The 14,900-nt window shown below is 38.2% G+C and carries 12 protein-coding genes; 5 read left to right on the top strand and 7 right to left on the bottom strand.

Annotated features, from left to right (window positions below):
* The first annotated feature begins 36 nt into the window (after nucleotides 1-36).
* The 5 genes from ABTV69_RS18175 to ABTV69_RS18155 all read left to right on the top strand — a co-directional run bounded on the left by ABTV69_RS18175 (nucleotide 37) and on the right by ABTV69_RS18155 (nucleotide 6,410).
* Entirely contained in the window at nucleotides 37-4,062 is a 4,026-nt protein-coding gene (locus ABTV69_RS18175) for a PAS domain S-box protein (protein WP_433831284.1), read from the top strand.
* Between the two features lie 318 nt (nucleotides 4,063-4,380).
* Nucleotides 4,381-4,572 carry a cold-shock protein gene (locus ABTV69_RS18170; RefSeq protein WP_433831282.1) on the top strand — a complete coding sequence of 64 codons (192 nt, stop codon included), beginning with the start codon at nucleotides 4,381-4,383 and terminating at the stop codon, nucleotides 4,570-4,572.
* 314 nt (nucleotides 4,573-4,886) lie between these two features.
* Nucleotides 4,887-5,189, top strand: coding sequence for a hypothetical protein (locus tag ABTV69_RS18165; protein ID WP_433831280.1), 303 nt, complete (start codon nucleotides 4,887-4,889; stop codon nucleotides 5,187-5,189).
* Nucleotides 5,190-5,280: 91 nt separating this feature from the next.
* On the top strand, nucleotides 5,281-5,667 hold the full coding sequence (locus tag ABTV69_RS18160; protein ID WP_433831278.1) for a response regulator: 387 nt from the start codon (nucleotides 5,281-5,283) through the stop codon (nucleotides 5,665-5,667).
* Nucleotides 5,668-5,969: 302 nt separating this feature from the next.
* Nucleotides 5,970-6,410, top strand: coding sequence for a response regulator (locus ABTV69_RS18155; RefSeq protein WP_433831276.1), 441 nt, complete (start codon nucleotides 5,970-5,972; stop codon nucleotides 6,408-6,410).
* Between the two features lie 82 nt (nucleotides 6,411-6,492).
* On the opposite strand, the gene ABTV69_RS18150 is transcribed toward ABTV69_RS18155, so the two are convergent.
* From ABTV69_RS18150 to ABTV69_RS18120, 7 genes are all read right to left on the bottom strand, one after another.
* Nucleotides 6,493-7,989, bottom strand: a complete 1,497-nt coding sequence (locus tag ABTV69_RS18150) for an ATP-binding protein (protein WP_433831275.1) — start codon at nucleotides 7,987-7,989, stop codon at nucleotides 6,493-6,495.
* Nucleotides 7,990-8,007: 18 nt separating this feature from the next.
* Nucleotides 8,008-8,457 carry a response regulator gene (locus ABTV69_RS18145; protein WP_433831273.1) on the bottom strand — a complete coding sequence of 150 codons (450 nt, stop codon included), beginning with the start codon at nucleotides 8,455-8,457 and terminating at the stop codon, nucleotides 8,008-8,010.
* 281 nt (nucleotides 8,458-8,738) lie between these two features.
* The gene (locus ABTV69_RS18140; protein ID WP_433831271.1) at nucleotides 8,739-8,936 is read right to left on the bottom strand and encodes a hypothetical protein; all 198 of its coding nucleotides are present in this window, start codon (nucleotides 8,934-8,936) and stop codon (nucleotides 8,739-8,741) included.
* 277 nt (nucleotides 8,937-9,213) lie between these two features.
* Nucleotides 9,214-9,918 carry an SDR family oxidoreductase gene (locus ABTV69_RS18135; protein WP_433831269.1) on the bottom strand — a complete coding sequence of 235 codons (705 nt, stop codon included), beginning with the start codon at nucleotides 9,916-9,918 and terminating at the stop codon, nucleotides 9,214-9,216.
* A gap of 178 nt (nucleotides 9,919-10,096) precedes the next feature.
* Nucleotides 10,097-12,085, bottom strand: coding sequence for an ATP-binding protein (locus ABTV69_RS18130; RefSeq protein ID WP_433831267.1), 1,989 nt, complete (start codon nucleotides 12,083-12,085; stop codon nucleotides 10,097-10,099).
* A gap of 450 nt (nucleotides 12,086-12,535) precedes the next feature.
* On the bottom strand, nucleotides 12,536-13,561 hold the full coding sequence (locus ABTV69_RS18125) for a hypothetical protein (RefSeq protein WP_433831265.1): 1,026 nt from the start codon (nucleotides 13,559-13,561) through the stop codon (nucleotides 12,536-12,538).
* A 3-nt stretch (nucleotides 13,562-13,564) separates the two neighbouring features.
* Nucleotides 13,565-14,839 (bottom strand): glutamate decarboxylase, encoded by a 1,275-nt coding sequence (locus tag ABTV69_RS18120; protein WP_433831263.1) that lies wholly within the window; start codon nucleotides 14,837-14,839, stop codon nucleotides 13,565-13,567.
* Nucleotides 14,840-14,900 lie beyond the last annotated feature (61 nt).

The following is a 14,900-nucleotide window of genomic DNA, read 5'->3' as shown; positions in this document are numbered from 1 at the left end:
ACTACCTTTCCCTTGAATTAATTAAATAGATGCACGGTGGAGCCATTAGAGATTACAGATTATAAGTATACATTTTTGAAGACGGGTGGTGATTTAGGCAGGCTTATTAATGATTTCAACTGGCATGGTACGGCTTTGGGTGCAATTGAATTTTGGAGCGAAAACCTTTGTTCCTCCTTAAGCATTCTCCTAGGCTCTTCTGTCCCTTCATTTTTAGTATGGGGCGATGAGCATTATTTTTTTTACAACGATTCTTTTCGTCCGTTTTTAAAAAAGAATAGGGCTGATTCTGACGTTTTAGGAAATCCTATAAATGAAGTTCTTCATGGGGATTGGAAAACAGTCGCTTCGGCAGTAAAGCAAATGGCTGTCAAGCAGATCACAAAATCCGAAGATAACATTGCGACATCTCTCATTCAAAATGCAATTGTAAAGGATGTGTATTTAACTCTTAGTTACAGGGCTATATTTGATAAAAAAGGAATAACCCGAGGATTTTTTGTAACCTGTATCGAAAATTCTGCGGCAATACCATCACTCATAAATTCCACTAGTGCAAGATCTCAGCTAAATAGCGTATTGATGCAGTCTAATGCCGGCATTGCACAAGCCAATATAGAAGGCCGCATTGTCGAGGTTAATGAGCGTTACTGCCAAATGCTCGGCTATAGTCGCGAAGAAATTCTGAAAATGAATTTAGGAGAGCTTACTCATCCCGATGACCTGGAACAAAACAAGATTCTACTTGAGGATTGTATTGTCAACGGAAATGATTTCCTTATGAAAAAAAGGTATATATGTAAAAACGGAAAGGAAATTTGGGTAAACAATAGTGTTTCTCTAGTAGTCGATTCTGATAGCAAAAAATACATAACAGCGATTGCTATTGATGTTACGGAACAGGAGAAAAGGGAAAAAAAGCTGGCTATCAGTGAAAATCGTTTTAAGAGTCTTGTAACCAAAGTACCTGTTGGAACCGCTTTATTTCGCGGCAGGGAGTTTTATGTGGATCTTGCGAATGATGTTATGCTTGGCTATTGGAAGAAAAAGGATGAGATAATTGGAAAGAAAATAACCGACGCTCTTTCTGATATTGCCAATCATGAGTTTTTCGAACGTTTGCTAGAGGTATATACTTCAGGTTCTGTTTTTAAAGCTTCCGGATCTCTAATTGTAAATAAAAAGACAGGAAAAAGCAGTTATTTCGATTATTCTCTCACACCGCTATTTGATGAAAATAATACAGTCTATGCAGTTCTTCATTTGTGTTCAGATGTCACTATCAGCGTTAAGGCGCAAAATCAGATAGCTGAAAGCCATAATCAGCTAGCGTCTATATTTGAAAAGTCTCCCGTCGGGATTGCTACTTTATCCGTCACAGATGATCTTGTTTTTCAAAGCGCAAACGCTTTTTATTGTGAACTTGTCGGCCGCGAAAAAAAAGAGATAATTGGAAAACCGCTTCTTGACGCTCTTCCTGAGATAAAAGGGCAAGGTTTTGATGGGCTTTTAAGAGAAGTAATAAATTCGGGAAAAGCTTATGTTGCCAAGGAGGTAGAGGTCGAACTTCTGCGAAAGGGCAAGCTCGAATACATCTATGTAGACTTAACCTATCAGTTGCACCACAATCTGGAGGGAATGCCAAATATTGTTTTGGTAATTGCCACAGATGTAACAAACCAGGTCTTAAGCCGCCGGGAAGTGGAAGAGAGTGAAGCCAAGATGCTCAGTATTATTGCTGCGGCTCCTGCGGGTATAGGGCTGTTTGTCGGCCGCGATCTGATAATTGAAAACCCTAACCAGACTTTTATAGACATAGTGGGTAAAGGTCCAAATATTGAAGGGCTTCCGCTTAGAGAGGCAATGCCCGAATTGATTACGGAAGGGCAAGCCTACTTAAAAATTTTAGATGATATATTTACTACCGGCATCCCTTTTATTTCTCCGGCGTCATTAGTGAAAATAAAACAAAACGGCGTTTTAAATGATAATTACTATAATATATCGTATACGCCAATTTATAATAAAGAAGGTGAAATTTATGCTATACTGGATATAGCGATTGATGTCACGGCTCAGGTAAAAGCGCAGCAGGAGAAGGAGGAAAGTGAGGCGCATCTTGAATTGTTGCGAGATACAGTTCCAGCCATGATTTTTTATCTGGATAAAGAAATGCGTTACTGTTCTTATAATTCAGTTTTTATGGATTGGTTTGGTGTGGACAATCAGGAAGCCATTGGCAAGACGGTACGTGAATTTATCGGCGAGGCAGCTTATGCAAAGGTTCTTCCGCATTTGGATATAGCATATGGAGGTGAACAGGAAAGATATGAAATGTTTGCTCCCTCAAGAATGGGAATAGGCAGATGGCTTAGCATAGTGTATACTCCTCATAAAAATGTGCAGGGAGAGGTGATTGGACTTATAGTCCATGCAACGGATATTACCCAAAGCAAACAAACAGAAATAGCGCTTAGAGAAAGCGAATCAAAATTATTGACAGTTATAGAGGCAGCTCCTGTCTCAATCTGCGTATTTGTAGGTGAGGAACTGCGAATTGAAAATCCTAATCATCCTTTTATTGCAAATGTCAATAAAGGAAGTAGCATTCAGGGTTCCTCAATTAGGGATGTATTGGCAAACACACATTCAGAGGATTTGATTAGGGATGTAGAAATGGTATATCAGACAGGGAAGAGTTTTAGCAGAGATGGAATCTTGGGAATCCATTTTCAAGATCACCAGCCTACTTACCATAATTTAAGTCTTACGCCATTATTAGACGATTCCAGTCAAGTCTATGCCGTGCTTTATGTAAGCTCTGATGTTACTAAAGAAATTACTTCCATTAAAAAAATAGAGCAGGCAGAAGAAGCCTTGCGGGCAGCAGTAGAAGTTGCCGAAATGGGGACATGGTCTACTGATGTTGCTACGGGTATTACGACTGTTTCAGCCCGCCATGCTGAAATTTTCGGATTTAGAAATACTACCATGCATATAGATCAGGCAAGATCGGTGATAAAAAAGTCAGATCATAAAAGAGTTACCGCAGCCTTTGATGCCGCGCAAAACAAAAGTACTGGTGGAAAATACGAATCAGAATATAAAATCATTAACGGCATAACTGGTCAGGAACGTATTATACATTCCGTGGGCCAGACCTATTTCAGCGAAGATGGAATCCCGCTTGTAATTAGCGGAACAGCTAAAGATATTACGCTGCAAAAAGAAATGCAGCTAGCCTTAGAAAATGAAGTGAAAGTAAGAACCAGTGAATTGGCTAGCGTGCTTGATGAATTAAAGGAAACAAATAAGGAATTGGAGCAGTCAAATTATGCGCTGAAGCATTCCAATGAAGAGCTTGCGCAATTTGCCTACGTAGCGAGTCATGACCTGCAGGAACCTTTACGTAAAATAAGATTTTTTGCGGATATGCTGGAAAATGGAAGCTCATCCCTTAGTGCAGCAGAAATAATTAAAAAAATAGGAACTTCTGCAGAACGAATGAGGCAGCTTATTGGAGATCTGCTTGCTTTTTCCCGTCTGATCCAGCCGGAAAAAATACATCAGCAGGTTGACTTAAATGCTGTTCTAGAAAATATATCGATAGACTTTGAACTCATGATCAAAGAGAAAAATGCGTCAATTAAAATTACAAAATTACCTTTTATAAAGGCCTCTGGTCTTCAGATGAATCAGCTGTTCTACAATCTGATGAGTAACGCTTTGAAGTTTACAAATCCTGAAGTCTGTCCAGAAATTACAATCAGTGCATCGGTTGTTGCTCCAGATTTTGTCTCAAATTTTACAAACAGTCCGATTCAGCCGTTTAATTTTCATCACATCATTTTTAAAGATAACGGTATTGGTTTTGAGAGAAATTATGAAAACCAGATATTTGAAATTTTCAAACGTCTTCATCCGCAGAATATATATCCAGGTTCGGGCATTGGTCTAGCACTATGCAGAAGAATTGTTATGAATCATCAGGGAATTCTATTTGCAGAGTCTGAGCTTGGTAAAGGTACCTGCTTTCATGTTTTTTTTCCGATTGAGAATTAATTTGAAAAAAGCATTATTGCATGAATTACCTATGATTGCATATGTAGCAGAAAATAAGCATTGCATACCGAATAAAAAGGGGAGTAATTTGTTTTAAACAAAGAAATTGTAATGGTTAGAGAAAATAATTCTGCTTTGCTGTAAAAGAAAAAAATTGATGGTCAAGGTGGGAATTGTATAAAGATTAACGGAAATTGTGAGAATGTCTTGCGCAGGCACATCTTATATTTGTGCTGTGCGACTAGAAAGAGGAAATTATGGAAGTGAAAGCCCTGAAAAATTTAGCAATTCAATAAATCAATAAATATATATATATAAATGCAAGAAGGTACAGTAAAATTCTTCAATGAAGAAAAAGGTTTTGGTTTTATTACACCAAGCAATGGCGGAAACGAAATTTTTGTCCATGTTTCAGGTCTCTCAGAAAGTGTTCGTGAAAAGGACCAAGTTCGTTATGAGATTAAGGAAGGGAAAAAAGGTCCTAATGCCGTGAATGTGATTTTGGCTTAAACTAAAAAAATGAAATAAATTTAATGCACCTGTCTGAAGCAGGTGTTTTTTTTATGCCTTTTTTACTCTGTACTATTTAAATTCATTTATTCTCGACATAACCTTCGATGAAGTCTTTCTAATCATTTTATTTGTTAAAAAGGGTTTGTAAATCGAATGCGATAAAATCTTAGACAGGAGTTGGCAAGCTGTTACTTTTTATAATTTAAAAGACATGTAAAAAAGGAATAATATAAATCTTTATTTCAATCATGTAAGCGTGCTCATTTACCTTATATTTAAATTTGCCTTCTGACACATAAAATATTTTAATCATGGCTAAGCATACTATTATATTTAAGACCGGACAGCTTATACTTCCCGAAAAAACGGAACTGCATTTAATTATTGATCTGCTGCATGCCGGACAGCTTGAACTAGATTATATTGGAGAGGGCATCCACACTCAGAATGGTAACCCTGAAGAAGTTTCGCTGCTGGAGTTTCACATTGAAACAGAAGACCCGATGGACTACCGCATGCAAGAATCTGAACTTAAAAATCTTCTTGCATCCTTGTTGGAAGGCGGCAGTGCCCAAATCAAAACAAATGGCAATGATATTATGGTTTATCTTTAAAAGACAGCCTCAATAGAATCTTAATATGGCTGGTTTCGCACACTGGAAATCCTAAGTAATCAAGCAGCGGTAGCTGTACTAAAAAAAAGAAATGGATATGTCTTATAAAAATATATTATTGATTGACGATGATATCGACGACACGCAGTTTTTTTTGGAAGCGTTGCAGAAAATAAATAAAGAGACTTTATGCCGCACTGCAATGAATCCTTCAAAAGCTCTTGAAGATTTAGTAATAGCGGAGCAGCTGCCTGACATCATTTTTTTAGATTATAATATGCCGGCGGTAAATGGTTTGGAGTTTCTGAAACGTATGCTACAGATAGAGCGTCTCAGACATATCGAGGTAATTGTGCTTTCAACTCCTCCTGAAGAAGTAATGACTCCATGGCTAGACCGTAACAATATCAGGGTGAAGTACATCTCTAAGCCTGTGCATATGGAAGAGCTTCAGGAAATACTTAAAGATCTGCTCTAGATTCATTTTTTTTAACAGCCTGCTTCTATTTGTTCATCATTTTTATTATTGATGTGGTCACAACTTTAAGTTTTCATAAAACGATAGAATAAGTGGTGCTGTTTTTAAAGTTCTGCAGGGTCTTTCCATATGCTTATTTATCCGGATTAGTTTCGCTTTCATATTAATTGCCTATCTTTGAAATTATTAACCGGTTTTACTGATATAATTCGGTCTTTTATCGATTTTCAAAAGCTCAATTCAATGGAGATTTGCTGATTTTTAAATTCTTGTCTTATGTTTTTAACTGCAATATGGAATTTATGGCTGGCAAAAAAAATAGTACCCACAAAATACTAATAGTTGATGACGATCAGGATGATAGAGGTTTTCTAGCTGATGCCCTTTTGGAAATCGACCCCTACATTGAAATATTTGAACTGGAAGATGGAATAAGTCTCATGAGCAGCCTTCTTGATAATCCAGAAATTCCGGATATTATTTTCCTGGATATCAACATGCCCGGAAAAGACGGACTGCAGTGCCTGAAAGAAATCAAGATGCAGGACGGGGATTTAAAGAGAGTAAAAATCATTATGCTTTCCACCAGCAGTGATCCCGAAGATATAGAAACAGCTGAGGTGTTTGGCGCTTCTTTTTATGCGGTAAAACCGAGTTCGTTTGATGTTATGAAGCTTTTCCTCAAAGAAGTTATAAATATGGACTGGAATTTAGAAAACAGGCGGAAGTTTCGTCTTATCTAGCAATCAGCAGCTATCAGATTTTTTTTGCTTAAATTCAAGATCAGTATCTAACGATGAATTATGTTTCTGCCTGTATTAAATATTAATATAAAATAGCTGCAGGAAAGATCATTTCAAAGACAGCGCCGGAACTTTCGGAATTGATATTTTTAAGCTGTCCATTATGCCTTTCGACAATTTTTTTGCAGAGTGACAGTCCTAGTCCCGTTCCTTCATACTGGTCTTTTGAATGAAGCCTCTCAAAGGCGTTAAAGATTTTTAACGAATTTTCAGGAGCAATTCCGATACCGTTATCCGACACGGTAATTCTTAAATTGCCTTCATCGGTACTGCATTGTATTTTAATGCGAGAGTCACAGTTATCGCGAGAGAATTTCAAAGAATTGGCTATAAGATTGTAAAAAAGCTGATGAAACAAAATTTTAGACCCTTTCACTTTCGGCATTTTGGAATGTTCAATTTCGGCTGATTTTTCAAGTATTTTTATTTCAAGATCCTCCTTAATGCTTTTTATAGTTTCATTAAGATCTACTGCTTCGCATAAGTCCGGACTCCCGGCCGAGGAATAGTCCAGTATGGAATCGATCATCTCAGTAAGACGTTCGGCGCTTTTGTTCAATTTATGGGCATATTGGCTGATTCGTGGGGCCTGCCCGTCAGCCGCATCCTGCTTTAAAATATTGGAAAATAATAAAATTTTGCGTACCGGTTCCTTTAAATCATGGCTGATGACATGTCCAAACTGTTTGAGATCATCATTGGAGCGTTGGAGTTCAATAGTACGCTGTTCAACCAGTTGCAGAAGCTCTTGAGCGTTTTTTTTCTGCTGCGTGATGTCTTGGGCAATTCCCACAATAATATTTTCTTTGTTATCACTCTCGGAAAGTGATCCCGAGAACCGTAGCCAGTAAATAGCATTGCGGATGATAAGTCTTAGTTCGCAATGCAAGTCTCCTGTATTTGAAAGGGTATTTAGAGAATTTACCCATTTTTCCCTATCTTCTGTATGAATGAGAGAGCTTAAAGTTGCGAATGAGAGTTCTCCATTTTCCATTTCAAAAAACTTTAGAAAACGTTTTGAGCCTGAAATGATGCGCTTTTGCATATCCATTTCAAAAGTGCCCAGTTGCGCAGATTCTACGGCCAATCTTAATTTTTTTTCAATCTCAAGTGTCTGTTGTCTGGCAACATTGAGTTCGGTTACTTCTGCGGCCGTATTCATGACCCCATACACTTTTCCTTCAGGCCCGAAAATAGGAGTGAAGTTGTAATTGAAATAATGCGGTCTGAGTTCGCCTTCCACAACAATATCTACACGTGCATTTTTTGCTTCGTAAGGTTTTCCGCTGTGCAGTACCTCACGCAGCTGTTCGAATATCTGCTGGTTTTCAAGCTCTGGAAGAATTTCGGTATAGTTGAGCCCAATAACATCAGGCCCTTTGCCGTAGGTTTTGATCATGCACTGATTGGCCAGAACAATCTTCATTTCGTAGCCAGTGTATACCCCTATTGGAAAAGGCGCCGTATCGATAACATCGCGTAAGACGTTTTCCCTTACTGATTCTGGAAGATTCATCATGTCTGCAAAAAATAAGAATTAAAGGGTGATGTAAAAGTTTTCAAATACAGGTTGGCTATTGCGATTCTCAGATGCCAATGTCATGGCTTTACCAATCAGTTTAACCAGTTTGTTGTAATCAGCAGGTTTCGTAATAAAATAATTGGCTCCAAGCGCATACATTCTCTCAATGTCGGAAGCATTGCTGCTGGTAGTGAAAATAATAATGCTGTGATGTTTAAGCTTGCTTGATTCCCGTATTAATTTCAGACATTCAGGCCCTGAGAGTATAGGCATGTTAAGATCAAGGAAAATCACATCTGCGGAGGGCTCAAGAGGCCCATTAAGCAGGCTGATAAGTTTTGAGCCGTCATATGAAATGGAGAGTTTTAAATCGGGAAAGTGCTGAGAAAAAATTTCAGTAAAAAATTCGCAGTCGTCTATATCGTCATCGGCCAGTAGGACGTGCTTGAATAATTTTTGAATCATAATAAAGTACTGCATTTAGGCAGTTATTCCAAAGGTACAACTATAATAATCGATTATCAAAGATTATGAAAGCCAATCTGATCTGCACTGCTTTATATTTTTATATTTTTATATTTTATAAAGATTCAAGCTGGGAGCAGGACATATCAGCAGTATGATTATGCTTATTTTTCTATGGGATTTGGTTAGTTTAAAACAGTAATAAAAACGGAATTAAGTCTATTTGAACTTAAGTCTAAAAGGTTGCTTATAGGATAAATTTTCCTTTGCGAAAAGGAGAGTCATTCTTCTTCCCAATCGTTTTCATCATATTCGTTATCCAAATCTTCCAATTCAATATCGTAATGGTTTTCATTTTTCAATGAAAAGAAAGTGCTGTTTTGGAGATAATCGTCATAGTTTAGCAGAAGTTGCTCTTCAAATGATATTGATTCGTTTTGAAATTGATGATGTCCGGTATTCTGATTTCGTGTTGCCATTTTCAATAGTTTAGTTTGTTTAGAAATTGCTTATAAGAGAGTGTTGAAATTAAGAATTTCAACACTCCTGCTCTTACATAATTTTATCAAGAATTTGTTCTATTTTCATTTTCACAACAACTGCTGGATAGGAAAGAATAGATTAAAATTTGAAGCGTGACTGTTTATAATCGATGTCAAACAAAATTTTTAGAATTGAAATTGTGCTAAAAGCTTAAAGAGGAGAAATGGTTATAAATCAAGCTGGCAGCCCCATAGCAATTGAATTTAAATCTTATTATTTAGTTTTTGTCGGACGCACTTCTATTTTGCTTGGCAACACATTATGGTTCATTCTCAGTAGATCTACAACCATCTGCCCAATATCGGAAGGTTGGATTTTCCAGCTGTCCTCTTCACTAGGGGTATGGCCATTGAAGTTGGATGTTACTGAACCGGGCATAATTGTGGTACATTTTACACCATAATCGCGCAGATCAAGCATTGCCGCCTGTGTAAAGCCCACCAGTCCGAATTTTGACGCATTGTAGGCGGCACCATTGGCAAAGAAATTGGTTCCCGCAAGCGATGCGATTGAGATATAATAGCCATTATTTGCCTTAAGCTGTGGTGCCGCTGCTTTCAGCGTGTGGAATGCGCCCGTGAGATTGGTGTCCATCATTGCGTTCCAATCTTCTAGAGACATTTCATCTATGGGAGCAAATTTCCCTATTCCCGCATTGGCAATCGCGATGTCAAGTTTTCCAAATTTTGCTATAATCTGCTCCACGGCTTTTAGTTGGTCATCAAAGTTTCTTACGTCGGAAGGTATGATGAGAACGTTGGCGTTTCCCAATGTCTCTTGTGCTTTTTCGAGCGCTTGAACATCCCTTCCTGAAAGGGCTACTTTTACTCCGTTTTTTACTAGCGCTTCTGCGATTCCGAAACCGATTCCTTTGGCCGCTCCCGTTATATAGGCCACTTTATTTTCTATTTGCTGCATTTTGTACGATTTTTTCAAGTTTTATATTTTCCCTTTAATTATGGTGCTCTGCATGTGTTGCTTTTTAAAGGGCAGTCTATAAATGTACAATAAATTTGGGCAATTGCGTGCTTTTTTTATTTTGGTCTGCTATAAGAAATAGTTAAGATTAATTCTGCTACTGTGGCTTTTTCTATAATCAATGCTCTTTAAGATCTTTTATGATTTCAAGAATGCTGCAATGAAGTATGTCTATATGGTCTGCAGTTTCGGCGGTGAATTTTTCCGCTATGGCTTCTCCTTCCACTGCTCGCAGATCTGCGCTTAGCCCTTCCAAAAGGAAGAGGTGCAGCCAGATCTGGAGCTGTTCGGCCGTGTGGAGCACTGCTGTGAAGTCATTTCTTTTCACCGCACCCTGAAGCTCTTTCAGCTCTATTGGCGCCTTTTCGATAAATTGTCCCGTTACTTCCTTTTTCCATCCGGGTTTTTGGCGGTCGGTGGCTTCAATCTGCGAAAGATCGGCTTTGGGGCGGTGTGCATTGGGACGCTCTTTTTTCAATGCAGCTTTTATAGCCTGAAGTAGCTGGTCCTGTTTGAATGGTTTTGGCACGTACCCGTCCATTCCGGCTTTGAAGCAGCGGTCCTGCTCGCCGGCAAGGGAATGTGCAGTCATGGCAATGATAGGAATGGAATTGTCCATCTTTCTGCGAATATAGTCTGTGGTTTGGTAGCCGTCCTGCACGGGCATCTGTAGATCCATGAGAACTAGGTCATATTGTTTGTGGGAAAGAAGTTCGACTCCCTCTAATCCATTTTCTGCAATATCGATTTCAAATCCAAATGCCTCAATAACGTTCTGAGCTAACTTCTGGTTCAGGCGGTTGTCTTCGCATAGTAGGATGCGAAGTCTGCCCAAATCGTTAACAGGTCTGCTTTCTTTCTGCTCTTCCTCAACGGGAGCCTTTTTGTAGGAAGCCGTATAGTAGAATTCCGATCCGTAGCCTTCACGACTTTTTACTTGGATCTGCGAATCATGAAGTTCTACAAGCTGCTTAACGATATTGAGTCCGAGTCCAGTGCCTCCAAATTTTCTGGTTGTGCTTTCTTCGGCTTGGGTGAAGCGCTCGAAAACCGTGTCCAGATATTCCTGTGGGATGCCGATGCCGGTATCTTTTACAGAAAAACGGAGTTGGCAGGCGTCTTGGGTTTCACTAATCTTTTTAACCGAAATGGTCACTTCTCCCTCAGTAGTGAACTTTAGGGCATTGCCAGCCAAATTTACTAATATTTGATTAAGTCTGCCCTGATCGCCGCAGACTGTATCAGGAAGCTCCGCATCCAAATAGAGATTGAATTCCACCTCAGGTGCAGCTTTGACCTTTAAAAGATCATATACGTGTCGAAGGGCTTTTTTGAGATCGAATGGCTGCAGATCAAGGGCAAGGCCTCCCGATTCGATTTTGGAGAGATCCAGAATATCGTTCACAATTAAAAGCAGGTTTTCGCCGGCGGTCTGGACATCTTGGACATAGATGCGTTGCTGCTGGTCAAGTTTAGTGCCGGCCAGCAGTTCGGTGAATCCGATAACGGCATTGAGAGGGGTTCGGATTTCATGGCTCATATTGGCCAGAAAGTTTTCTTTGGCCGCAACGGCACGGTCCGCTATCTTTTTTTGGCGCCCAAGCTCAATGTTTTTCGTTCCGAGCTCCAGCGTGTTGATGACATGGCGTGCTACGATTTTGAGAGCGCTGCGCTGGCTGTCGTTGAGTTCTCTGGGCACATGGTCTGCCGCACAAAGAACCCCGATTTGGTAACCGTCTGGCGTAGTCAGGGGAACTCCGGCGTAGAAGCGTATCTTAAAGCCACCTGTCACATTGGGATCGTTTCTGAAACGTTCGCTAAGAAGCGTATCTGGAATCTCCACTAATTTGGAGTCCATGATGGTGTAGCGGCAGAAGGTGATTTCTCGGGGAACTTCCGAAACGCTGAGTCCGATTTCTGACTTGAACCACTGTCGGCTCTCATCGATAAAGGATATATAAGCAATTGGCACGCCGCAGATATAGGAGACCAGAGCTGTGGCATCATCAAAGGCGTTATCGGGAAGCGTGTCCAAGATATTGTAACGTTTGAGGGCATCAAGGCGCTGGGCTTCATTATGGGGAACGAGCGTAGGGGCAGTATTCATGGCGTAAAAAATTAATATCAAAGTTACAAAACACTGGTCGTAAGTGTGTTATGTTTTCTGCGGGTGCAGTTTACATAATTTACAGGAGAGTGCAAGGAGGGACAGAAAAAATCTTTTAGATGCCTTTTTTGTGTTAATATCGTTTTTTTTGCTGTGGAAAGGTTGGTGAAGCAAGGCTTTCACTTCTTTTTAGATCAGCATTTTTCTGATTCTGTTTCTTTAATAGGATTGCTTTTCTAGCGGTGATAGGAGCGGACCGCCACACCTAGAGTTCTGCACTTTTTTTTATTAAATTGATTGTCCTAAACGGCTGTTTCCATCTTTTAAATAATGTATGATTTTGAATGTATAATGAAAATTAACAAATCAATCCTACTTTGCAGTTAGGTAAGATCTTGGTTTTACTTAAAAAAAATCTTTGGCATCCAACAAATCTTTTGATGACTGCCTCTAAAAAAAGATGACAAAGATGCAAATTGCAATATAAAGAATGTAAAGCAACGGAAAGAACAGTTTAAAAAAGGTATTGATTCTAGCCGTTGTCTTGCGATTTTTAGAGTAGGCATATGTAAAAATTATAGTTATCAATGTTAGAAATATCGATATATAGCCAGATATAATTATGAGTTCAATAAAAGTATTGTAAGGCAATGTTGGCAATAAAGACGAAGTATAAAAATTGAACGTTACCATGGTAAGCATCAACGTAAAAGAGATGTTTAATTGGTTGGCAAAATCCTTAACCCAAAAAACCAGCCACGACGCAACAACTAGAATTCCTATGGGTAACATTACTTTCCATAAATAATATTCTATTTTTCGTTGTACAAAAATTTCAAAATTACAACGTGAAAATACTTCTCCTTTCTTATTTGCACTAAGGTGATTATAAACCGTTTGATTGACATAATCTTTTTTGCCTAAAATTTTCCACTCTTCAATATAGGACGGATCCAATACTTTTGGAAAAAGTTGTGGATGGACAAAAATAAGATCTTTTTTTTCCATCGAAAAAGATTCTAGCTGTATTGTAAAGCATTGTTTATCGTTTGGATAGGTGTGAAAATCCATATTGGATGTAAATCTTCCATGAAAGCGTTCGTTGTAAACTAGGGTTTTATCGGGATTAATTATTAATTGCCTATTAATGATTTCGCGATTGCCCAAAATATTGATAAACTCGAATGAAGGAACTAAAATGGTTTCAGGAAATTTTTCATTTTCATATATAATCTTGATTTTATTTTTACCATTAGTCCAATCAGGAACAGAAGCAGAAGCATCCTGCCATAAAAGAACTAAATAAGCATCTATCATATAGGTTTTGTTTACCGAGTTGATATCATAAATTTTATTAAGATGAATCGATACACTAACCACAAGTGGACTTGTAGGCTCTAGTTTTTTTTTATGCAATTTAGCCTCTGCAGAATATGCTGATAATAAAAATAGTAAGAGGTAGTAAAACTGTTTCATAAGCTACAATTGTTTAAGTTTTTGATAGGTGCTAATAAGATCATCGCATAATTGTGAAGCCATTTCGGGACTAAGATTTTCTTTTACAACAATTCGCATAAGTTTTTCTGCTTCGAAGTTTCCAGGAAAATCATAAACGGGAAGCATCCAGTTTTTTGCTTTTAGATGCAATTGAAATTCATTGATGTTAATCGAATCACTTGATTTAAATTTAAAAACCACAATAGGTAAAATACCTTCATCGACGACCTCAAAGAAATCAGATTGTTTCAGTATTTTTCTAAGGTCTTCGGCTGTTTTACAGCATCTTTTAATTATTTTTTTGTAACCGGAAACCCCATGTTGAAGTATCGAAAAATATTGCGCTAAAATCATCGAAGCTCCTTTAGAATAATTTAGAGTAAAGGTTTCTATTGGTTTTTCGAGATAATGCGAAGAAAAAATTAAATCTTTTGGCAGGAAAAAGGCATCTCTAAAAATGAGCCACCCCATTCCAGGATATACCAATCCAAATTTATGTCCAGAAAGGTTGATACTTCGAACTAATGACAGGGAAAAATCCCATTTTAATTCTTTTAATGTTAAGAAAGGAAGTACAAATCCGCTAATAGCCGCATCTACATGTATACCAATGTCCCAATTGTTTTTTAAATTGATTGCTGCTATTTGGTTATTAAGTTCTTCGATAGGATCTATGCTTCCTGTATAGGTATTTCCTGCGACGGCACCTACGCAGATGGTGTTCTCATCTATATTTCTTAAGATTTCTTCTAAAGGATATGTGTTTAAAGAGTAGACCAAAACTTTTCTTGGTTCCACATCAAAATACAAAGCAAATGTATCCCAGCAGACATGAGCATTACTGCAATAAACAATATTGGGTTTTGCAGTATCTTGATTTAAAGATTCGCGTCTTTTTTTCCAACTCCATTTGTGAGCCAGTAAAGCAAGATGTATTGCTTCAGAAGATCCTAAAGTTGATGTTCCGCTTGTAGATTTGTGATTCGGCGCATTTAGTAATTTTGAAAGTATAGCTGCAATTCTATCTTGAATTTTTTTGGTTTGGCTGTATTCGCCATAATTAATAAAATTTTTTCCTAATTGTTCTGTAATCAGTTTATCAGCATAAGGATTCATCTTTGTGGTGCTGAAACTGCCAAGATCGAGATGCGCGTTTCCATCCATAGCAAGTTCTGAGCAAATTGTTTTATAGACTTTTGCTGCCTTTTTTCCTATTTTTGGGAAGACATTAAGTGCGTTTTTGCTATTCTTTTTCATGAGGATACGAGGTTTGAATCTTACAAAAAGAAATATCCCTAAAAAGGTAGAATAGGGATAT

Origin of the sequence: Flavobacterium anhuiense, from assembly GCF_050990855.1 — a bacterium.
Taxonomy (GTDB): Bacteria; Bacteroidota; Bacteroidia; order Flavobacteriales; family Flavobacteriaceae; genus Flavobacterium; species Flavobacterium anhuiense_C.
The sequence above is the reverse complement of the archived record's forward strand: the minus strand, read 5'-3'. Positions and strand labels throughout refer to the sequence as shown.